22 protein-coding genes, 1 pseudogene and 2 riboswitches are annotated in these 22,174 nt (G+C 35.8%); of the genes and pseudogenes, 7 read left to right on the top strand and 16 right to left on the bottom strand.

Annotated elements, in window-relative coordinates; all coding sequences use genetic code 11:
• The first annotated feature begins 258 nt into the window (after window positions 1–258).
• Together IGK21_RS10425 and IGK21_RS10430 are read left to right on the top strand one after the other, a co-directional pair.
• Window positions 259–1,101, top strand: coding sequence for a hypothetical protein (locus tag IGK21_RS10425; protein WP_034700604.1), 843 nt, complete (start codon window positions 259–261; stop codon window positions 1,099–1,101).
• A gap of 13 nt (window positions 1,102–1,114) precedes the next feature.
• Window positions 1,115–1,546, top strand: coding sequence for a thioredoxin family protein (locus IGK21_RS10430; protein ID WP_034700606.1), 432 nt, complete (start codon window positions 1,115–1,117; stop codon window positions 1,544–1,546).
• 330 nt (window positions 1,547–1,876) lie between these two features.
• On the opposite strand, the gene IGK21_RS10435 is transcribed toward IGK21_RS10430, so the two are convergent.
• Both IGK21_RS10435 and mgsA read right to left on the bottom strand, forming a co-directional pair.
• Complete coding sequence (locus IGK21_RS10435) at window positions 1,877–2,413, bottom strand: folate family ECF transporter S component (RefSeq protein WP_010720763.1); 537 nt, start codon at window positions 2,411–2,413, stop codon at window positions 1,877–1,879.
• 37 nt (window positions 2,414–2,450) lie between these two features.
• A riboswitch (THF riboswitch) is annotated at window positions 2,451–2,549 on the bottom strand.
• 155 nt (window positions 2,550–2,704) lie between these two features.
• Window positions 2,705–3,130 carry a methylglyoxal synthase gene (gene mgsA / locus IGK21_RS10440; protein WP_014834468.1) on the bottom strand — a complete coding sequence of 142 codons (426 nt, stop codon included), beginning with the start codon at window positions 3,128–3,130 and terminating at the stop codon, window positions 2,705–2,707.
• 173 nt (window positions 3,131–3,303) lie between these two features.
• Here mgsA and IGK21_RS10445 point away from each other — a divergent pair, with 173 nt between their 5' ends.
• On the top strand, window positions 3,304–4,413 hold the full coding sequence (locus IGK21_RS10445; RefSeq protein ID WP_010720765.1) for an ABC transporter ATP-binding protein: 1,110 nt from the start codon (window positions 3,304–3,306) through the stop codon (window positions 4,411–4,413).
• Window positions 4,414–4,584: 171 nt separating this feature from the next.
• On the opposite strand, the gene IGK21_RS10450 is transcribed toward IGK21_RS10445, so the two are convergent.
• From IGK21_RS10450 to IGK21_RS10475, 6 genes are all read right to left on the bottom strand, one after another.
• On the bottom strand, window positions 4,585–5,211 hold the full coding sequence (locus tag IGK21_RS10450; RefSeq protein WP_438719349.1) for a hypothetical protein: 627 nt from the start codon (window positions 5,209–5,211) through the stop codon (window positions 4,585–4,587).
• Window positions 5,212–5,915: 704 nt separating this feature from the next.
• On the bottom strand, window positions 5,916–6,380 hold the full coding sequence (locus IGK21_RS10455; protein WP_034700608.1) for a hypothetical protein: 465 nt from the start codon (window positions 6,378–6,380) through the stop codon (window positions 5,916–5,918).
• A gap of 328 nt (window positions 6,381–6,708) precedes the next feature.
• Window positions 6,709–7,599 carry a 16S rRNA (adenine(1518)-N(6)/adenine(1519)-N(6))-dimethyltransferase RsmA gene (rsmA, locus tag IGK21_RS10460; protein WP_034700610.1) on the bottom strand — a complete coding sequence of 297 codons (891 nt, stop codon included), beginning with the start codon at window positions 7,597–7,599 and terminating at the stop codon, window positions 6,709–6,711.
• Window positions 7,592–8,158: a ribonuclease M5 gene (gene rnmV, locus IGK21_RS10465; RefSeq protein WP_181915098.1), complete on the bottom strand. Its 567-nt coding sequence runs from the start codon at window positions 8,156–8,158 to the stop codon at window positions 7,592–7,594. Before rnmV ends, rsmA begins: the two co-directional genes overlap by 8 nt.
• Entirely contained in the window at window positions 8,151–8,927 is a 777-nt protein-coding gene (locus tag IGK21_RS10470) for a TatD family hydrolase (protein ID WP_034700611.1), read from the bottom strand. The genes rnmV and IGK21_RS10470 overlap by 8 nt, the downstream gene beginning before the upstream one ends.
• Before the next feature lie 162 nt (window positions 8,928–9,089).
• Window positions 9,090–10,409, bottom strand: a complete 1,320-nt coding sequence (locus tag IGK21_RS10475) for an APC family permease (RefSeq protein WP_034700612.1) — start codon at window positions 10,407–10,409, stop codon at window positions 9,090–9,092.
• Window positions 10,410–10,581: 172 nt separating this feature from the next.
• Between IGK21_RS10475 and IGK21_RS10480 the strand changes: the two genes are divergently transcribed.
• On the top strand, window positions 10,582–11,169 hold the full coding sequence (locus tag IGK21_RS10480) for a hypothetical protein (RefSeq protein ID WP_034700613.1): 588 nt from the start codon (window positions 10,582–10,584) through the stop codon (window positions 11,167–11,169).
• A gap of 180 nt (window positions 11,170–11,349) precedes the next feature.
• Here the strand turns inward: IGK21_RS10480 and ribH are convergent, their stop codons facing one another.
• Genes ribH through ribD form a run of 4 tightly spaced genes read right to left on the bottom strand, consistent with a single transcriptional unit; the run spans window position 11,350 to window position 14,680 of the window.
• Entirely contained in the window at window positions 11,350–11,811 is a 462-nt protein-coding gene (gene ribH / locus IGK21_RS10485; RefSeq protein WP_010720773.1) for a 6,7-dimethyl-8-ribityllumazine synthase, read from the bottom strand.
• 18 nt (window positions 11,812–11,829) lie between these two features.
• Complete coding sequence (locus IGK21_RS10490; protein ID WP_034700614.1) at window positions 11,830–13,005, bottom strand: bifunctional 3,4-dihydroxy-2-butanone-4-phosphate synthase/GTP cyclohydrolase II; 1,176 nt, start codon at window positions 13,003–13,005, stop codon at window positions 11,830–11,832.
• Window positions 13,002–13,622 carry a riboflavin synthase gene (gene ribE, locus IGK21_RS10495; protein ID WP_438719354.1) on the bottom strand — a complete coding sequence of 207 codons (621 nt, stop codon included), beginning with the start codon at window positions 13,620–13,622 and terminating at the stop codon, window positions 13,002–13,004. The genes IGK21_RS10490 and ribE overlap by 4 nt, the downstream gene beginning before the upstream one ends.
• Entirely contained in the window at window positions 13,607–14,680 is a 1,074-nt protein-coding gene (ribD, locus tag IGK21_RS10500) for a bifunctional diaminohydroxyphosphoribosylaminopyrimidine deaminase/5-amino-6-(5-phosphoribosylamino)uracil reductase RibD (RefSeq protein ID WP_053766320.1), read from the bottom strand. Before ribD ends, ribE begins: the two co-directional genes overlap by 16 nt.
• A gap of 109 nt (window positions 14,681–14,789) precedes the next feature.
• A riboswitch (FMN riboswitch) is annotated at window positions 14,790–14,923 on the bottom strand.
• Between the two features lie 344 nt (window positions 14,924–15,267).
• Here ribD and IGK21_RS10505 point away from each other — a divergent pair.
• Window positions 15,268–15,894: a helix-turn-helix domain-containing protein gene (locus tag IGK21_RS10505; RefSeq protein ID WP_010720777.1), complete on the top strand. Its 627-nt coding sequence runs from the start codon at window positions 15,268–15,270 to the stop codon at window positions 15,892–15,894.
• 72 nt (window positions 15,895–15,966) lie between these two features.
• Here the strand turns inward: IGK21_RS10505 and IGK21_RS10510 are convergent.
• The 4 genes and pseudogenes from IGK21_RS10510 to metG all read right to left on the bottom strand — a co-directional run.
• Window positions 15,967–16,122, bottom strand: a pseudogene (locus IGK21_RS10510) (P-loop NTPase fold protein); the annotation flags it as partial.
• A 320-nt stretch (window positions 16,123–16,442) separates the two neighbouring features.
• The gene (locus tag IGK21_RS10515) at window positions 16,443–17,285 is read right to left on the bottom strand and encodes a nucleotidyl transferase AbiEii/AbiGii toxin family protein (RefSeq protein ID WP_181915099.1); all 843 of its coding nucleotides are present in this window, start codon (window positions 17,283–17,285) and stop codon (window positions 16,443–16,445) included.
• Window positions 17,286–17,297: 12 nt separating this feature from the next.
• Window positions 17,298–17,891 (bottom strand): type IV toxin-antitoxin system AbiEi family antitoxin domain-containing protein, encoded by a 594-nt coding sequence (locus tag IGK21_RS10520; RefSeq protein ID WP_034700624.1) that lies wholly within the window; start codon window positions 17,889–17,891, stop codon window positions 17,298–17,300.
• A 572-nt stretch (window positions 17,892–18,463) separates the two neighbouring features.
• On the bottom strand, window positions 18,464–20,473 hold the full coding sequence (metG, locus tag IGK21_RS10525; RefSeq protein WP_094940090.1) for a methionine--tRNA ligase: 2,010 nt from the start codon (window positions 20,471–20,473) through the stop codon (window positions 18,464–18,466).
• A gap of 431 nt (window positions 20,474–20,904) precedes the next feature.
• Between metG and IGK21_RS10530 the strand changes: the two genes are divergently transcribed.
• Together IGK21_RS10530 and IGK21_RS10535 are read left to right on the top strand one after the other, a co-directional pair.
• Entirely contained in the window at window positions 20,905–21,183 is a 279-nt protein-coding gene (locus tag IGK21_RS10530) for a hypothetical protein (protein ID WP_010720781.1), read from the top strand.
• Between the two features lie 102 nt (window positions 21,184–21,285).
• Entirely contained in the window at window positions 21,286–22,107 is an 822-nt protein-coding gene (locus tag IGK21_RS10535) for an NUDIX domain-containing protein (protein WP_010737158.1), read from the top strand.
• Window positions 22,108–22,174 lie beyond the last annotated feature (67 nt).

The raw sequence follows: 22,174 nt of genomic DNA on the forward strand, positions 1-22,174 counted from the left end.
TACCATATAAAATAATATACTCGTTTTCATTCTATACTATGGATACAAGCAATAAAAGCGCTTTAAATAATAGTAAAGGAGAAAATATCAGGAGATTTGTGAATATAGTTATTTGGTGATTATGTTTTATTCACTAAATTGTTATAAAGTGCTTATTTTTACTGCAAAGTACAAAAAATAAATGTTATGTAAGAATTCACACGACTAAGAGTAACTATTTTTTACTTAAACTGGATCATCGAAAGGAATTAAAAAAATATGTTAAAAAACAAATTCATTATAAGTCTTATTGCTGTTATAACTCTAGCTTCCTTTATCATTCCTAACTTTTCTATGATTGTCAATGCAGAGATGATTCAAGAGACTGACTATGTGCCAGTGACACAAACGATTAGTACCTATTTTGAAAGTAATCCAGTGACGGTTCCTGGTATAAATTCGAAAGAAGCTACATCAATCGTTAAAAATATGGTCATTTTGTCTGAAACAGCAAAAGAAATTAGCTCGAAAGAAAAAAACAAACTAATGGACGTATTTTCATCTAAACTTGACTCTACTATTCAATTACATGTTTCAGAAAAATATTTAACATTGGACAATGCTACAGCGTTACAAATTATAAGTGAAAATGGAGAAAATAAAGATTATTATTCATTGACTGTACCAATCACAAATGAACACTCTAATCTATTCAGCAGTGTTACGGTAATCTTTGATATGATGTACAACATTAAGGGAGTCCAAGAATCTTTGATCACTCAATCAGAAAAAGATACTTTCGAGATTAGAACATTTTCCAATGGCGAAGAAATGACTCACCAAATTCTTGAAGATAAATTTATACCAAATAATGAATTGAAAAAACAGTTACAAGAAGTTCAAAGGGAGTTTCTTCATTTGAAGCAAGCCCGTGGAATGGCTGAAAAAGCAACTTGTCTAGCAATTGTTTTAGGAATAATCCGTGCAGTTGCTAACATCATTGCCCCTACATGTGCTGCTGCTTGTCTTGCAGTTCCATTAGTATGTGCTGCTTGTATAACAGGTTTTGTCGCTCTTGCTGGTGGTGCCATCGGTGGAGTAGTCGCATGTTTTAAATTATAAACTGGTTGTGTTTATGATAAATATTAATCCAAAAAAATTGATGTGTTTCATTTTAATTATTTTTAGTTTACCTACTATTTTATATGTCTATACTCAAATGGCAACATCTAAAGAAGGTTTATATGAAGTGAATAGTATTTCTTTAGAAAAAATAATGAATGGAAAGGATACTTTATTTGTTTATGTAGGGAGACCTACATGCCCCCAATGTAAAGAATTTGAGCCTATTTTGCGAAAAGTACTAAACAACCAGCACCAATCTATGGGATATTATAATACAGATAACGCTCGTAAAGAGAATGAGGATAAGTTGGAAATAATGGCTGACAGCTTAGGAATTAATTCTATCCCGGCCATAATAAAAATTGTGGATGGGAAAGTTATTGATCGAATAATTGGCCTAAAAAATGAAAAAGCAATCGAGGAGTTTATCCTAAATGGCTAAAAAGAATTGGTACAAAGAATTGTTAAAGATATCACTGTGTATAAATATTATTATGACACTTTTCCCTAATTTTAGATCTGGAAGTGCTATTTTCTACTTCAATCTTCAAATTGGGCTTGCCTATTACTATCTTTCATTAACAAAGCCCTCTAAAAGTGTCACAATCCTTTTGACCATCATCAGTAGTATTCTAGGTGGTATGGCCATATATCATCTCTTTCAATCGTTGTTCACTATTTTATAGAAATAAACGTCTCCTTTCTTACAATAAATAAGCAAAAGAAGCAACCTTCTGGGATGGGAAGGTTGCTTCTTTGGTTTCTGAGTTGACTATTTTGCGTGAAGAGTCATACTTCTTAAAATCTTTTTGTATGGAATACTACGTCCGACGTAATACATCGCAATGGTTTGAATAGGAATCCAAACGACTGTTTTTAATAACCTTGGTGCCCAGACGATCCAACTAAATAATGGAACATGATACATCATCGCTAGCCACAAAGGGGTCAATAGCAAATTAATGATCAGCGTGACCGAAAGTGTAGCTAATAGCGAATTTTTCCAAGTAATCTCTTTTCGATAAAAAAAGAAACCATAAATTGCTCCTTCAATAAAGGCATTCAAAGTAAAACCAATGAAGAAAGCTGTTTTTGAAAATAACGCCATTCCTACTAAGTCAGCTAATACACCCCCAATTCCAGACCAAAACGGGCCAAATAAAATCCCCATGATCATTTGTGGAATAAATGTGACACTGATCTTCACAAAAGGGGTTTCGATCGATACCAAACGGGATAAAGTGACCATCAAAGCAATCAACAATCCCATGATAGCGATCATGCGTGCGTCTAACCGATTTTTCTTCATTTCTTAGCATCTCCTTTAAGAGCTGCTACATCCTACATGCAGCGAATGCGAAAATAAAACCGCGAACAACTTGTCCTTCGTCAAAGAGGCAACATCCCATCCTCTCAGCACTTAACGCTTTATTTTCTACTCTGTTTATTTTTGGGAAGTCATTCCCAGCAAAACTATAGCATAGATCACACACGACTGTAAATAAAAAAACATACATTCCCGAATAAAAAGTAATTCATGTTCGTGAAAAATCACACATTCAACGAACATAAATGGACGATCAATAGCAAATAACGAATTTTATTCCAGAGACAACGGTCGATTTTCTAACTCATGAACTACAGTACGGAAATCCAGAAAGCCAGCTTCTAGTCCTCGCAACAGTACTTCTGCTGTTCCAATATTAGTTGCTAAAGGAATTTCGTAAACATCCGATAAGCGGATCAGTGCAGTCACATCCGGTTCATGAGGCTGTGCAGCCAACGGATCTCGCAGAAAAATCACGAGGTCTAATTGATCTTCTGAGATCATTGCACCAATTTGTTGGTCACCACCTAAAGGACCGGATTTAAAGCGATGGACTTTTAAGCCAGTTGCTTCGGTGATTTTACCACCTGTTGTCCCAGTTGCGAATAATTCATGTTTTTCCAGGATTGCCTTATAGGCGGTTGTCAACTTGATCATCAAGGGCTTTTTGCGGTCATGAGCAATTAAAGCAATTTTCATATTGATCATCCTTTCCTCTCTCAACATCTTGTTCCTACTCTATTCTACCTCAAGGTGTAGCATATTGCCCAAAAAGACAATCAATTCTTGTTCAAGTTGCCATTGAGCATAGATAACGCTTTCATTTATACTTAATTCAACATTAAAACTAAACAGAAAGCGTGGAATGAATCATGGTAGAAATGGCACTGAAACATGTATACAAACAATATGACAACGCAGAAAATTATTCCGTAACGGATTTTAACTTAGCAATCGATGATCGTGAATTTATTGTCTTTGTTGGACCTTCTGGTTGTGGAAAATCAACTACATTAAGAATGATTGCTGGGCTAGAAGATATCTCGGAAGGAGAATTAAGCATCGGCGGTAAAGTAATGAACGATGTAGCACCAAAAGATCGTGATATCGCTATGGTATTCCAGAACTATGCGTTATACCCACACATGACTGTATTTGACAATATGGCTTTTGGGTTGAAGTTGAGAAAGTATGACAAAGCAGACATCAAAAAACGGGTAGAAAATGCTGCTGAGATTTTAGGGCTTACTGAATATTTGAAACGTAAACCTGCTGCTCTCTCAGGTGGACAACGTCAACGGGTTGCTTTAGGACGTGCCATCGTTCGTGATGCAAAAGTTTTCTTGATGGATGAACCATTATCAAACTTAGATGCAAAATTACGGGTAGCGATGCGTGCTGAGATCGCCAAACTCCATCAACGTTTAGAAACAACAACCATCTATGTAACCCATGACCAAACAGAAGCAATGACGATGGCAGATCGTATCGTTATCATGAAAGATGGCTTTATCCAACAAATTGGTACGCCAAAAGAAGTGTATGACACACCAGTCAATATGTTCGTCGCAGGCTTTATCGGTTCACCCGCAATGAACTTCTTCAACGTTACTTTAAACAATGGAGTAATCAGTGACGGTCATGGCTTAAAATTAAAAATCCCTGAAGGAAAAAACAAAGTCTTAGTTGAAAAAGGCTATGAAGGGAAAGAAGTTGTTTTTGGTATTCGCCCTGAAGATATCCACAGTGAACAAGTGGTGTTAGAAGCACAACCCGAAGCAGTTGTTCATTCAGAAGTTGTTGTATCAGAATTGTTAGGTGCAGAAACCATGCTTTATACCCGAACAGGTACAACTGAATTTATTTCAAAAGTCGATGCACGTGACTTCCATAAACCAGGGGAAATGGTCGACTTAGCATTCAATATCAGCAAAGGACATTTCTTTGACAAATCAACTGAAGAAGTGATCGGATTGCCATAAAAATTAAAAAATCAGCTTTTGATGTAAATTTTGGCAGAAACTATGCCAAAAGCTAGAACTATAACAAATAAGCCGAAAGTGCTGTGTTCATACACAGCACTTTCGGCTTATTCATTTTAAAGGAGTTATCTCTAGTTAAAGAGGAAAAACTGATTGATAATGGTACTTTTTTCAAGCCATTTTCTTGATTGATTTCGTTGAAGGTGTCTTCTGACTTACTTGCTTAGCTTTAGTGAAAACTGGAATATCAAAGTATTTGCTCAATGTTCCGGCTACAAAATAAGCAATATTGTAATCGACTAAACTATGGATCAACCCACCAATCCCCATTAGGATAAAGACTGTATAAAAATAGCCTTCAGAATAATAAGTTTCTGGCATGTTCCCTAAAAAGAAAAAGACACTAACCACTAACATTTCCGCAATCGAATGAATGATACCTATCACAAAATTGAAACTTTGGAAGCGCCAGTTGGCTAAAGTAAATTGGCCATTTTTTAAAACGATTTCTGGTTTCTTTTGCAAATACCAAGAACCAATCACTGCAAAAATCAAATGAGATAATGCACGCAGCGCAATAATTACTGGTGTGGTCAAAAAGAAGCCAAATGTTGTACCCAAAGCAACGGTAATCGCAATTCCTGGTGAAAAAAACATCGCAATAAATATTGGTACATGAGAAGCCAAAGTAAAAGAAGCAGGTGGAATCATGATTTTTGGCATAACCATTGGAATAATAACCCCCATAGCTATCAACAAGGCAGAAATAGTCAGGGATCGTACTGATTTTTTTTTCATTTTTTTCTCTCCTAATGTGTCTTGACACCTTTATGATGTCTTATTTTAACTTTAACAACAAAATGTGTCAAGACACATCAATCAGAAAAACGTTGAATGAGCCTTTTTCATGTATTCAATTATCCGACACCAGATAAAGTAAATTTTGAATGAAGCTTATACAAGAAATATGTTTTAAACTACAGTCTCTGCTAGCTACATCATCTCCTTCAATTTTTGTCTATATAGATGAAAGATAAATACAAAAAAGAAGTACGCCCTATGTACATGTCAACAACAATATTTCCTGGAACCCTATTTAGCCCCAGTATCATTCTAATTCCCTACCCTAAGGTATACACTAAAACAACGAGATACACTGGGCTCACCCTCTTGAAGTATAGTCCATTTTAATGGTTGCTGATTTTAATACAAAAATAAACCCGTCCACCCTCACTGAAGTTTATGACAGGTTTATTTTTGGTTATTTTACTTCAATCAAAAAAATTTTTTTCTTTTTTATAAGGATAGCTCCACCAAAACAACAGTATGAACACGATAAAAAAAATTACTTTTAAATAGACAGGAACATCCCTGAAATAAACTCTTATTGTTTTTCCAAAATCATCATGAATGAATAATCTAATGAAATTAGATACACAAAAAAATAGTGTCAGTCCCCAAAAAATCAGTCTCTTTGTTCCTTTCATTTTCTTACACTCATCCTATAAGAAAATGAAGCTAGCAGTCTTAACAGTCCAATGAGCTGCGGTTCTATTCCACCCATGATTCACTAACCAATTTTCTGCACCTTGTTCTAAATTATCTTGCCATTCGAATAAGTAATTAGTAACATCACTTACCGTTTTTTCACCTGTTTTAGCTACTAACCATTTGGCTATCTTTTTAATGACGGCAATTTTCCAGCGAGGAGTTGGTTGTCTATCGGACTCGTATTTTTCTTTTAATATTTGTAATTGCTCCACTTGGGATAAGTGAGCCCCGGATACTAATCGTTCAAATTCTGCTTTCTTTTCATTTGATAAATCGTTGTAGTATTTATCAAATTCGTTTGTGGCGGTAAAGTTCGTAGCTTTTTCTGAAGCAAATACATTGGTAACAGGGGCAATTGATCCGCCAACGGTAATCAATGTTAACCCCAAAACAATCGATTGGTTCATTTTGTTCATTAACTCACCCTTCTTTCTCCTTAGTAATCAAAATCAGTTCTAAAAATTCATCGTGTTCATTTATGATTATAGTATCGTTTTATTCTAAAAAAATTTATTTTCATAAGAAACTATTTTTCGGTCTAAACCGTTAGCCATTCTTAAATACATGAACGATTATGATCTTAAACTGAGATTACAGGAATCGGGTTACAGTAGTCATTTACTTATTTTTCAATTAGTGATGACCATCCAACTCATTTTATTGGACTTAGATAAACAAAACGCCTAAAAGCTAGCATGCTAGACTTTTAGGCGTTTTGCTTTCTTTATTGAATTAGATTAGAAATTAATTTTTCTCGCTCAGCTCTTCCATTGCATTACTTAATGCAGCAAATTCGGCTAATGAGAGGGTTTCTCCACGACGTTTAGGATCGATGTTAGCTTTTTCTAAACTAGTCGTTAACCAAGCTTTCGTTGCTTCATCTTTGCCATATGAAGATTGTAAGTTATTCCATAATGTTTTTCTTCGTTGCTGAAACGCTGCTTTTGTCAATCGGAAAAATGCCTTTTCATCAGTAACCGCTACAGCTGGTTGCTTTCTTCTGGTTAGTTTCAAGATAGCTGAATCGACATTCGGTTGTGGAACAAAAACAGTCTTAGGTACGATGAAAGCAACAGATGCTTCCATATAATACTGTACAGCGATTGATAATGAGCCATATGCTTTTGTACCAGGCTTAGCAGAAATACGGTCAGCGACTTCTTTTTGCATCATCACAACCATTTCTTCTACTTGCAGATCTGATTCTAAAAAATGCATCATGATCGGTGTCGTAATATAATAAGGTAAATTTGCAACAACTTTGATCGGTAAAGCTTGTTCAAAATAGGTTGTTGCTGCCTGATCTAAATTGGTTTTTAAAATATCTTGATGAACAACAGTCACATTAGGATAAGGAGCTAACGTATCTTTTAACACAGGAATCAAGCGATCATCGATTTCAAAGGCAACGACTTGATTGGCATTACGTGCTAGTTGTTCCGTCAACGCTCCAATACCTGGACCAACTTCGATGACATTTGTTTGTTGATCGATTTCGCCAGTTTCCACGATTTTTCTTAAGATATTGGGCTCAGTCAAAAAATTTTGACCTAAACTTTTTTTAAATGAAAATCCATGTTTCAATAAGATTTCTTTTGTTCTAGAAGGTGTCGCAATATCACGCTGTTCACTCATGTTGTTCCTCCACTTTTTTCATTGCTTGGGCAAATTCCTCTGGTGTGATTCGAAACATTTTCAAACGCTTCTCCAGTTGTTTCCCATTGGTATAACCAATTCTTAATTCGTCCCCTAGTTTTTCACGTTTTTCTTTTGCTTGCGCTCCCGCTATTAAACAATGAGAAATCAGCACTTGTCTAGTAATTTCCGTTTCGTCTTCCTCAAAAGATGGGGTGATTACTTTTTTCAATGCTTCTAAGATGGCCTCATCACTAGCATGTTCAACGCCAAGACTTCCTTGTTTTTTGGGACGTGCTTGTTGACGAGGTAAGAAAGCATGTTTTGCCTGAGGAACGACTTCCATGATCGTCTTGCGGATTTTCTCACCAGAAAAATCAGGATCAGTAAAAATGATTACACCACGTGTTTCCTGCGCATGTTCAATCTGCATGAGTATTTCATCATTGATCGCTGAACCAATCGTTTCGATCGTGTCGACGTCGACTACTTCTTGGAGTCTTCTAGTATCGTCTTTTCCCTCAACGACTACAATTTCTTGGATTTTTAATTTAGTCATTTTCAGCGATCCTAAATAGACGATGAGCATTTTTCCAAGTTTGGAGCGCCACTTCTTCTACCGGAAGATTACGTAATTCGGCAATTTTTTCAACTGTATAACGGGTATAACCTGGCTCGTTTCGTTTCCCACGATAAGGTACTGGAGCTAAGTAAGGCGCATCCGTTTCTACTAGCAATCGATCGAGTGGAACATGAGTGGCTGCTTCTTGAACATCTTGCGCTTTTTTGAAAGTCACGACCCCACTAAATGAAATGTGCATTCCTAAATCAAGAAATCGTTTGGCCCATTCAAAATCGCCACTAAAACTGTGCATGATTCCACCAATATCACGAATATCTTCTTCTTTTAAAATTTGATAAGTATCTGCTAACGCTTCTCTGGTATGGATACTGATCGGCAGATTCATTTCTTTCGCAATCGCAATTTGTCTACGAAAAACTTCAGCTTGCACTTCTTTCGGATCTTCCATCCAGTAATAATCTAAGCCGATTTCACCTAACGCTACCACTTTTGGCATCGTTAATTGCACTTGTAATTTTTTCTCAATGTCTTTAGTATAACTTCCTGCTTCAGTAGGATGCCAACCAATAATACTATATATGTTTGAATAATCGTGACTAAGCTGTAATGATTTTTCGATCGTTGGGGTATCGAAACCTACTACCGCCATTTTTGTCACGCCCAACTCTTTGGCCCGTTCAATAGTTTCAGGAATATCATCATTAAATTGTTCCGCATTCAAATGGGTATGAGAATCAAATATCATTTTTTATCGCTCCTTTTCTTCATTACTTTAGCATATAAGTGGCTATGGCAGAAGTAGGAAAGACAAAAATCAGGTCAAATTTATTGAAATGCAAATTTCTAGTTGTAAATAAAAGGACTTAAGCAAGTTCCCTCTCTTAAGTCCTTTTACATGACTATTAAATTAACGCGCTTCTTGTTTTTTCTTGTAATAATACACTGGGATACCTAGTAATGTGACAACGATCCCGATCATTGCCAAAGCTGTTTGAGTAAATAAAGTCATCCCTAAAATAAAGACAGCGCCAAAGATTGCAATCAATGGAATCACGGGATACAAAGGTACTTTGTATGGTCTTGGTAAGTCTGGTTGTTTTTTTCTTAAAACAAATACACCAATAAATATCAATAAGCTAAACAGCCACATAACAAAAATTAGCATATCAGTTAAAAAGTCGAATGAACCTAAACTCATCATAATGCACGCAATCACTAATTGAAAAAGTGCTGGAACATATGGCACTGTGAATTTTTTTGATAATTTCGTTAACTGTTTACTAAAAGGTAACTCACCTTCCAAAGCCATCGCATAAGGAATACGGATTCCGGTCAACGTGTACCCATTCAGTGCCCCATAAACAGAAATCAAGATACCGATCGTCACGATCTTTCCACCGATATTTCCAAAAATAACCGCTGATGCATCAGATGCTGCATTAAGGTTACCTGCAATCTGATCAATTGGCAGAGTTTTTAAGAAAACAAAGTTGATCAATAAGTAAACCACTGTTACAAAACTTAACCCTAAAATAATTGCTTTAGGTAAATCTTTTTCGGGACGTTTCATTTCCCCCGCCATTGCGCCGACACCAAGCCAGCCATCATAAGCGAATAAAGTTGCTAGTAAAGCACTACTTAAGCCTTCTGCAAACGACACATCTTTCCCTGCTTCAAATGGGAATAGTTGGATCGTTCCACTACCTGGTGTCAACAGTCCCCAAATAACGATGACAGCTAATGGAATCAATTTGATAATCAGTGTCGCAGACTGGACAGTCGTACCCACTTTTGTTCCTAGTAAATTCAAACCAGTAACAGAAATAGCAGTAATAATCGCAATTAATAGAAGATAATCCGTAGATATTTGTAATAAGTTCGTCATTTGTGTCGCAAAAATAATCGAAAGTGCCGCAATATTCGCTGGAAAATAAATCAAGCTTTGGGACCAACCCAGTAAAAAGCTCGGTAATTTTCCATAAGCGGCTTCAATATATTTGACTGCACCACCCGTTTCTGGGATCGCAGTTGCCAACTCAGCTACCGTTAGACCAGCACAGATCGTTAAAAATCCTCCTAATAGCCATGCCAATAAGGTCAAACTAGTCGATTGTGTACTTGCCGTAACAGCCGCTGTTTTAAAGAAAACTCCTGCCCCAATTACAGTTCCCATAACAGTTGCTAATGCGCCAAATAAGTTGATCTCTCGTTTTAACTTGCCTTTCATTCACATTCCCCTTTTCCCCGCAGTTTTTAATATAATTTTCAGTATAACGGAGAATATTTTGTTTTACCATCATTTTTTTCAGTAAATTTATTGAAAGATACCACCTTAGACCTATGAATCCTCCATTCACCTCAATTATAATTAATGTAGGTTAGATAAAGGAGGACCAATTATGGAATTTAATCGTTCTTACCCAAAACTGGCATCTTTCCTAAAGGATCATTTTGCCATTTCCAGAAAATCACAACAACAATCACTTTGGCATTGGTTCATACTGATTTTGTTCGGGACATTCATTCTTGCTACTTTCACTCAACAGTTGCTTTTGTTGTTTAGCTTGATTCTGCTCGTTGCACTGATCAAAGGTTCCGGAATGATTCTATGGGGAGCCATTTATGCTTTTTTAATCAGCCTTTTTCCTCCTCTAGGTATCATTTTATCTGCGCTTTTCTTTCTATTGAATCTCAGTACTTTCACCAAAAATTGGCGAGTCACTTTAGTTGCTGGTTTCTTTTATTTTTACCCTGCAACGATCATGTCGTTAAGAACGCTCTCACATCTCGATAATCCTTGGTTCCTTTATAGCAGTTTATTCGCTGGGTTAGTGCTACTCCATTTGATGTTGCAAAAACTTTACCAACGCTATGGGATTGGCCGAACGATTTTTTGGTACATTGTATCGATACCTTTTACTCTTTTAAGTTTCTTGTTACCAACTCGTTTAAAAGAGCGATTCAAAAAAATACCCTCAAAAAAATAGTGTCAATTTGTATAGCGACCACCTAAAGTTAGATTTTTTGCTCTAACTTTAGGTGGTCGCTTTAATGTATCTATTCCAGGCAAAACATACTAAGATTAATATTTACGTTTGTTACATTTAATAAACTGATGGGATGCTATTTACACAGTAAACTCATCATACTCTAAAAAATAGGAATTCTTAAATTTGTTGTGAAAGAGAAATCATCTCAATTAACCCTTGCGCAGCTTCACTGCCTTTATTCCCTGCTTTCGTCCCTGCTCGTTCAATTGCTTGTTCAATGGATTCCGTGGTTAATACCCCGAACATCACTGGAATATTGGACTCCAGGTTAATATGTGCGACTCCTTTGGCTACCTCATTGGAAACCAATTCATAATGAGTAGTTGCACCTCTGATAACTGTCCCCAACGTAATCAACCCATCGTAACTGTCCTTTTTGCTGAGCTTTTTGGTAATAAAAGGAATTTCAAAAGCTCCTGGTACCCAATAAATATCAATTTGTTCTTCTTTCACACCGTGCCTTTTTAAATTATCCAATGCTCCTTGTAATAATTTTTGATTGATAAATTCATTAAAACGCGCGACTACAATTCCGATTCGAAGATCCTTTGGAGAATAATTTCCTTCAAAAATTGTCATTTTCTTGCTCCTTTATTTTTATACTGATAAGTAATGGTGAAACTTATCTTTTTTTGTTTTTAAATAGGCTTGGTTTTCCTTTTTCGGAACGGTTTCAATTGGTACCCTATCGACAATCGTAATTCCATCTTGTTGTAACTCTATTACTTTATCGGGATTGTTTGTAAGTAAACGAATGGACGTTACACCAATTGATTTTAAAATTTCTGCTGCAAAGTGATAATCCCGTTCATCCGGAGCAAAACCCAATTCAGTATTTGCTTCATAAGTATCCAATCCTTTTTCCTGCAATTGATACGCTTTTAACTTATTCCTCAATCCGATTCCGCGGCCTTCTTGACGAAGATAAAGAATAGCTCCAGTCCCCTCTTCCTCGATCATTCTCATCGCTTCATGTAACTGTTCCCCACAATCGCAACGCTGAGACCCGAAGACATCACCAGTTAGACATTCCGAATGAACTCGGACTAATGTAGGAAACTGACTATTTTGAATATCTCCCTTTGTTAACAATAGATGCTCCCGTTTTTCTTCGTCTTCATAAATAGTCAATTTGAAATCACCATAATCTGTCGGTAAATTTACGGTTATATGACTATTTTCTTCTAAATAATTTGCCAACTCTTCAATCGTAATTAAGGGTAATTGCCATTCTTCAGATAAACGGGTCAAATCTTTCATTCTTGCCATCGTTCCATCTTCTTTCAGAATCTCACAGATATAAGCAGCCTCTACACTATTAGCTAATTTGGCTAAATCAATTGCAGCTTCGGTGTGTCCTCGACGTATAAGCGTTCCGCCATCTACACTAATCAAAGGAAAAATATGTCCTGGTCTAAGAAAATCACTTGATTTCGAATGAGGATCAGCCAATGCTTTAATGGAAGTAGCTCGATCAAATACTGAAATACCAGTCTTCGTATGTTTATGATCCACACTAATCGTAAAAGCTGTACCAAACGCATCAGTATTATGAGTTGTCATTTCTCCTAAAGATAAGCGTTGCGCAATCTTCTTCGATATTGGCGCACAGATTAATCCTCGACCAAATTTGGTCATGAAATTTACTGCCTCAGGTGTCACATATTCGGCTAAACCAACCAAATCTCCTTCTGATTCTCTATCTTCATCATCAGCTACAATGATTAGACCACCCTTTTTCAAAGTCTTGATTGCTTCAGTAATATTACTCATAGTAAGTCCTTCTCCTTGTACATTTCAAATTTATTTCTCTGTGCCTTTACATATTTCCCAACGATATCCGTTTCTATATTCACAAGATGTCCTACACCTAAATTCCCCAGATTTGTTAAGGATTTAGAATGTGGAATCAGACTAACTGAAAAGCTTGCTGCTGTAGTATCCGTAACTGTTAAACTTACTCCATTAATTGCAATTGATCCTTGCGGAATGATTTCACCTGCATATTTGGTTGGATAAGCAAACGTCAAAATTAATGCGTTTTGATTCTCTATTTTTTTGATAAATCTTGTAACAGTATCAATATGTCCCGAAACAAAATGTCCTTCAAAGCGTTGCGTCATCAAAACTGCTCGTTCTAGATTTACCCTCTCTCCAACTTTTACGGTGGAGAAAGTAGTCCGTTTAAAAGTTTCAGGCATTATTTCAGCTTTAAAAAATGTGCTTGAAACCTCAATAGCAGTTAAACACACGCCATTGACTGCCATGCTATCTCCAATTTTGTAATCACTTAGTATACTGTTTGAAGCTTGGAAAGTGAGTTGGATCATTTGTTGGTTTCGTCTAATTTCTTTGACTTTTCCTTGCTCGGCGATTAATCCTGTGAACATTGCTTTCGTTTCCCCCTAACTCGAATGTCTTTTCCAAGCTGTTCAACTTCCAAAAATACTAATTGTTGTTCTTTAGAAACTAAACGTTCACTATGAAAGGACATCGGACTTTTTCCACCAAAAAGTTTGGGCGCAATATAACTGATGACTTCATCCCAGAGATTTTCTGCTAAAAAAGCATCATGAATTTTCGCTCCACCTTCTATATACAGCGACTGAACACCTCTTTTTCTCATGGTCTCAATAAAGAAGGTAAAAGAAAACTTAGGCGTATAAAAAATAGTTACATGGGGAAACAGTTCCTTTAGCTTAGGGTTTTCCGTAAATATCCAGACTGGATTTGTTGTCGTTTGAAAAAGATTGAGTTTAGGATTTTTAAGAATCCGCCCTCTACGATCCAAAACAATGCGCACTGGTGGAAAGTTAGTTACGATATCAGGCAACAAAATAGGGTTATCAACTAGAACGGTTTCGCTTCCCACTACAATTCCTTGATGTTCTCCTCGCTCTTTCCGTACTCTTGAGATTGCCTCTGTACCTGTTATTGAGTACCGCGAACCTTCTTTTAAAGAAATCTTTCCATCTAGTGTAATAGCTTGTTTTAATGTGATATAGGGACGATCCCTTTCAAAAAAATGGTTATAAAAAGGGTTCAGTGCTCTACATTTCTCTTCTTCCACACCTACAATTACTTTGATTCCATGCTTTTGTAGAAATTCTTTCCCTTTTCCTGCTACTAAAGGATTTGGGTCAAGCTGACCTATGACTACCGTTGAGATACCAGACTGAATAATGGCTTGCGTACAAGGCGGCTGTTTCCCTTGGTGGTTACAAGGTTCTAAGGTAACATATAGAGTTGAATTAAACAGTTCTTCGGGGGAATCACAATTTTGAATAGCATTTACTTCAGCGTGGGACTCGCCATATTGTAAATGGGCACCTAGTGAGAGTAGCTTTCCTTCTTTTACAATCGCTGCTCCAACTAATGGATTGGTAAAGGTATTTCCCTTTCCTTTTCTTGCCTCTTCAATCGCAGCCATCATGAAAGACTGGTGCATATAAATTCCCCCTTTCAACAAAAAAAGCCCTGCGAAATTATTCACAGGGCATAACTAAATAAACCTAAAGATAATCGATTTTAATACAAATAAAACCGATCTTCAGTCGATTTTTCTTCTCCCATCCAGACTTTAACTGTCGGTGCCAGATTCTCACTGGCTCAACCACAAAAATGTGGGTCACGGACTTCGAGTAAACTCGTCACCGTCGGTCGGGAATTACACCCTGCCCCGAAGAAATATTCAATTCGTTTAGAGTATATTCTTAAAGCTTAATTGTGTCAACCTAAAAAATAAAGAGAAAATGGCGTATGGACGTCCGCGTTTATTTAATGCTAATCATATGATTAGAACAAGTATTACATATTTATAAAATAGTCTCCTAAAAATTGATTCATTTTACATAAATATCAGCTTTGTTATTTTCCGTCTTTTGAAATCGTTTACAAAAACTTGGTTATCTCGATTGTATGAAGTCACAATCTGTGACATCATGATAATGGTCATATTCCACAATTTCTGACTAATTGTACCTCTTTTTATGTTTAAATATAATTAAAAAGGAAAAAGAAATATAGGAGGTTTTTATGGAATTTGGAAAACTGTTAAAACAAGAAAGGAAGAAAATGAATTTGACCCAAGCGGATTTGGCTGAACAGTTAAATGTAAGTCGTTCAGCGATTTCAAATTGGGAAATTGGTAGAAATTATCCCGATATTCAAACAATTATTGATATATCTAATGTTTTAGGTGTATCTCTTGATTATCTTTTGAATGAAGATCAAAAAATAATGGAAGCCGTGGATAATGATTTAACAAAGAAAAAAAAGATAAAAAAGATCTCTGTTATTTTGGCTGGATTACTATTAGTGGCTATTGGGACTATCATTTTTCTTTTATATCCAAAAAAACCTACGATAATTTTTGTTAAGGATGTTCTTCCAAAAAATTCTGAAATTTCCACCTTAAAGAAACATGAAATAAAGGAAGTTTTTCTTGAAGACCATCAATTAAAAATTATTTTACATATCACAGGAAATGAAGCTGGGTATTATGTAGAAAGTGGTGCTGACGAAATGACAGTTAGCCTCTATAAAACAAAAAATAAATCTTTGAAATCAAATAAACTTATCCCATACGATGGAGTGTTTACTATCGATTTAATCGAATACCCTCGCTTAAAAAATATTTATATCGCTTATTCTCCTAATTAATTTATTATTAATTTCGTCAGTTTAAAATCAAGTTAATAAGTCCTAATTTTGATAAAGACTGTCAATAGTCATTCAAAAATGTCGGTGTGTCCAAAACGACATTCTTGAATGACTATCGACAATCTCATCTTTCAACTCCCACAATTTTAAAAATATAAAATTTTTTTCTTCTGCTTGATTGCTTACCCTATTTAAAAATTCAGTTTTTCCAGATCCCCAAGTTCCATTTAAAAAAAATGTCTATTTTTCTTTAATTAATTTTGAAAACATTTTTACTGCTTCTGTAGTATCAATTCTTTCTAACTCTATTTGCTTTATGACAATCCCCTCCTAAGAAATAAATTTCCCAAGTGTATCTTTTTTAATATATTTCAGTTCATTAGAATTATATATAGTAAAAATAGTTTGCGATTCACATAACTGCCAAATAAGAATTTAGCACAATTTGGTACTAATACTAACTAGCGATTTATTTCCTATTGCTCAACTTAGTTATGGTACTATACGTTCTAAAGTTACATTATTTATCAGCTTAATCTCTTCGTTTCTCACTTTTCAATTTTAATCATGCTTTTCATTAGGTGCTCAATTTCGTTGACTGTATCTGTAAATGAAATGGATTTCGCAAACGTGTTAACTGAACGATATTTTTCCCACTGTTCTTCCAAGTAGTCGTTTCCTCTGATCTTTTCCATTTCTCTTTCATAATAAAAAGACAAAGATTCGGTATCTCCACGTTTTGTGAATGTATTTCGAACACTTTTATATAACTCTTTCGTATCAATATTTTCTAATTTTGGTATGGTAAATAAGTCATAGTAATCTTTTACTCTCGAATTATCTGTACCAAAGCTGAACGTAGCACTTAGCTTTTCTGCAATAATTTGTTCTGTTGGATAAGCTGGAATCTCCACTTTTTTATCTTCAAACATTAATTGGTGATAGTGTGTATCTACTTCAGGATAAATAGAATCTCCTGTTGTCACGTCCATTTTAAACGGCACACGCACTTTCTCTAAATTAGCCACCAATTTAATTTGAAATCCAGGATAAAAATCGGCTTCTCTTGTTTCCTTCATTCCTTGAATAGAGAAAACAATACCTTCTTTCGTGGGCTTCCTAATCAAATCATTAAAAATATTCTTCAATTTTTCTTCAGTTAATTTGCTATTTCTAAATGTCGTGTCGATATCAATTGTTGTCCTTCTATCGATTCCATATTTTGATCCTAATAAAAAGCCACCTTTCAAAATGAAGTCATTTTTGTACTTTGATTCAGAAATTTGTTCAATTAAACGATCCATCATAAAATGCCGTTGTACTAACTGTGCATTTAGCCCTGTACTCTTTGCTAAATTTCTGGTTTTTGATGCAAATTGTGTCGGTGTCATCTTTTCCCTCCATTAATATAAGCTTTGCATGTGGTATTTCATTTCTTTTTCTACATGTAGTTTTGTCATATAATCTCTTAATTTGCTCGGATCTCTCAATGGATCTTCCATGTACTCTTTTAATGCTGCTAATTTCATTTCGTATTCAATTTCATATCTCGGATTCCAAATATCACAAAGTGTACGCTCTTTATCATACATAGTAATAGGATTCCCTTGGAAGGAAGTTCCCTCTACTTTTCCTAGCTCATAAACTTCTTTCTTCACGAAATGAAATTGTAACTGCTGCTCTTTTGTAATTGAACGATCAACATTGTATCCATGGGGAAAAGTTAAATGAATGAATTTCGGCATATTCGTAGAAAGCTGGTAAATATCTAAAGTCGTTTCATGAGAAAAGATTCCCCTGGAAAATCGTTGCTGAAGCCAAAATAAATCATCTATTCCATGACCATCCTCTACATAATAACCACGATCAACTTTGATCAAATTTCCTTGGTTCACCAATCTTTGTACAGTGGTTGCTGCGATTCCAAATTTTCTGGCTTCCTTCATAGATAAATTTCCATCGCGAATAGCCAACAATTCTTTCAATTTATCTTGCATTTACTTACCTCTTCTTTCGTTACAAATACACTACTTAAATTATATCATGGTAGTTTAATTGTAACAAGATGAACTTTGATGTCGATGAAATTCGCCAACATCTTTTTTATGATGTAAAAGGGTAAAAAAGACACCTGGAATCCTTTAGAATTAATTTGACGAATCAATTCATAGGAGGACTCAAAATGTCTTATACTCAGCTTATCGAAGGACTTTAAATATTCTAAACCTAATTATCTATTTTGAGGAAAATAATTTAACCCAAAAAAATATAATGGCAAATTTAATTGATTGGCAAAGATACTCTTCAATACACGCCCGAAGAATATCCACATTGTTATTTGTCGTCTCCTCTAGGATCATTTATTAGAAGGACAATTATTGCGACGATTTATAATTCGTCCTATTAAAACCAACCAAATAAAAAAGACAGAAAGAAGTATTTCTTCTTTCTGTCCAAATTATTCTAAGATTATTCTTTACCAACATCATTTGACTACACTACTTTTTATGATGATTGGCTCACCATTCACGCTTACTGATTATTGACCTAAATCATATGGATGTTCATCTTACCCAATTTCTGAACCATTTGGCATTGATTTTGGCGCTTCGACTACTTGTAACGTGCCATCTGGTGCTTCTGCAGAAAGAATCATCCCTTGACTGATTTGTCCACGCATCTTACGTGGTTTCAAATTCGCTACGATCACTAGTTTTTTGCCGATCAATTCACTTGGATCAGGATAAAATTCAGCGATACCTGATAAAATTTGGCGGTCTTGGTTATCTCCCGCATCTAAACGGAATTGCAATAGCTTATCTGCTCCTTCAACTTTTTGACAGTTGATGACTTCAGCTACTTTTAATTCCACTTTTTCAAATATATCAAATTTGATTTGTTTGTCTTTAGTTGAAACAAGCTCAGTTTCTTCGGGGTCCCATTTCACTGATTCTTCATTCGTTTGTGTTCCTTCAGACATTTTCGCTTGGATATAGCTGATTTCTTCTTCCATGTCCAACCGTGGGAAAATTGGCGTACCTTTAGCAACTACTTTTGTTCCAGAAGGAAATTCTCCAAAGTGCAAGCCTTGAAGATTCATCGTTTCTGGGTCTAGTCCTAATTGATTAAAGATTTTAATTGGCGTTTCTGTCATGATCGGTTGCAATAAGATCGCAGTGATCCGTAATGATTCTGCTAGATGGATCATTACACTCGCTAATTCTTTTTTCTTGTCCTCGTCTTTGACTAAAACCCATGGCTCTGTTTCATCGATATATTTATTTGCACGAGAAATCAAGACCCAAATTTCAGCTAATGCCGTATTGAACTCCATTTTTTCCATCGCATCATGATATCGCCCGACGACATTTGCAGCTGTTGTTGATAATTCACTATCAAAAGGCGTCACTAAAGAAGCATAGTCAGGAACGATCCCATCACAATATTTATTGATCATTGCAACGGTACGATTCAATAGGTTTCCAAGATCGTTCGCCAAGTCATAGTTGACCCGAGAAACAAAATCTTCTGGTGTAAATACGCCATCTGAACCAAATGGAACAGCACGAAGTAAATAGTAACGCAGCGCATCGAGACCATAACGTTCAACTAGCATCTCTGGATAAACAACGTTTCCTTTTGACTTAGACATTTTTCCGTCTTTCATCAACAACCAACCGTGACCAAAGACTTTTTTCGGTAACGGTAAATCTAATGCCATCAACATGATCGGCCAATAGATCGTATGGAAACGGACAATTTCTTTTCCAACCATATGGACATCTGCCGGCCAATATTTTTGGAATAAGCTATCATCATCAGAGCCGTAACCTAATGCAGTAATATAGTTGGATAACGCATCGATCCAAACATAAACGACATGTTTAGGGTCGTCTTTCACAGGGATCCCCCAACTAAATGTCGTTCTGGAAACAGCAAGATCTTCTAACCCTGGTTTGATAAAGTTATTGATCATTTCTTTCTTACGAGATTCTGGTTGGATAAATTCAGGATGCTCTTGGTAATACTCTAAAAGACGATCAGCATATTTGCTCATACGGAAGAAATAAGATTCTTCTTTGACTAATTCGACTTCATGCCCACTTGGAGCTTTCCCACCGATTACATTTCCTTCTTCGTCTTTATAAACTTCTGCTAATTGTGTTTCAGTGAAAAATTCTTCATCCGAAACAGAATACCAGCCTTCATATTCGCCAAGATAAATATCGCCTTGTTCAACTAGACGATCAAAGATTTTTTGAACAGCCGCTTTATGATAATCATCCGTTGTTCGAATGAATTTGTCATAACTGATATCCAGCGTTTTCCAAAGTTTTTTCACATCCGCAGCCATCTTATCGACATAGGCTTGTGGTTCAACACCTAATTCTGCTGCTTTTTTTTCTATTTTTTGACCGTGTTCATCCACCCCAGTTAGATAAAACACATCAAAGCCCATCAATCGCTTATAACGTGCAACTGCATCACAGGCAATCGTTGTATACGAATTACCAATATGCAGTTTGCCACTTGGATAATAGATTGGCGTCGTAATATAAAAAGTTTCCTTTTCTGCCATGGGGCTCTTCCTCCTTTATCGCATGATGCGAATTCATTTCCTTGCTAGTATACCATAAATCAAAAAGACTGCGACGATTTTTTCGCTACCCTCTAACAAATGCCTTTCCTCTTTATTATTTTCCTAGTAAAACATGCTATAATAATTAATAGTGTGTGAGAAGAAACCTAGGAATCAGTAAGTTTCATTTTTAGTAAGCAGCATGTTTACATGTAGGTTATCTCTCACAATGTCACGGAATCTTGTAGCAGTTCTGTTGTTTTATTTTGATGAAACATGGTTTCGACTTAGTAGCTGCTTATAGGAAGAATACATCGTTCTCCCTTCTAAATAAACCTTTTTATAACAACCCAAAAGCAAGTGGATCTGAACTCGGTTGTTTATGTTTACGACTAATAGACATTCCATTGTCCAAGAAAGGCTGAAATTTTATGCAAAAAAAACATCTTTATTTTACAATCAGTATTGCACTGCTTTCAGTGTTACACTGGCTGTTCAGCTATTTTTATATACGATTATATGGTTATTTTAACCTCCAAGGAAGCTTGAATCAGTTTCTTTTATTTACCCAAGTTTTTCGTTTTGTTCTCAATTTTTATATCATTTTTTGTGGGTATGTAACGCTTCGTGAAGAAAATAGAAAACTGTTACTGATCTATTTACTTTTCTTCTTGTTCAATTTACTCCTACCGTTTTTATTCCCTATCTAAGTATAGAAGTCTTTCTCCAAGGAAAACTTTGGTTTTTTTTTGGAGTCTGCTAAAATAAGATAAAAGTATATTTAAACAAGAACGTCATCAGGAGGTTAAAAGATGAAACAATTTGCTTCTAAAGAAGAGGAAAAGTTATATTATGAACATGAAGCAAGTGAAGCTGATTTTCTTGACTGGTATCAAAAGCAAGAACGCCCAGAATATGACAAACCTTCTTTGACTGTTGATATCGTGTTGATGTGTTACAACAAGGAAGAAGACCAGTTAAAAATTTTACTGATCCAAAGAAAAGGGCATCCCTACCGAAATTCATGGGCTTTACCAGGTGGTTTTGTCCAAAAGAATGAATCCACTGGTGAAAGTGTCTTACGTGAAACCAAAGAGGAAACGGGTGTCGTGATTTCTCAGGAAAATATTGAGCAGCTACACACCTTCAGCACACCGAACCGAGACCCTCGAGGCTGGGTCGTAACTGTCAGTTACTTGGCTTTTATTGGTGAAGAACCGTTGATTGCTGGTGACGATGCAGAAGAAGTCCGATGGTTTACCTTGACACGCCAAGGAAACAAAATCCATCTAACGAGTGATGAAGTTGCTATTTCTTTAGATTTACTGACAAGTGAATCTTCTGGCAAAGATACTTTAGCATTTGACCATAGTGAGATCATTACGAAAGCATTTAATCGAGTGACAAATAAAATGGAACATGAACCACAAGTCTTACAAGTATTAGGTAAAGATTTTACGATCACAGAAGCCCGAAAAGTATTTGCAAAATTTTTAGGGATCGATTTTAAAATGATTGATCATTCAAATTTCAAAAAAGCGATGCTGCAATACTTTGATGAAATTGGTGAACGACCAGTAGGAATTGGTCGTCCATCCAAGATTTATCAGTTGAAGCCTGGAAACTATGAATAAGGTGAAGATTTCAGAAAGCTGAAATACCAAAGATTTTTATTCGATTTTTCTGCAATCAGCAAATACC

It is taken from the genome of Enterococcus sp. DIV1421a, from assembly GCF_051711025.1.
Lineage (GTDB): Bacteria > Bacillota > Bacilli > Lactobacillales > Enterococcaceae > Enterococcus_B > Enterococcus_B hirae.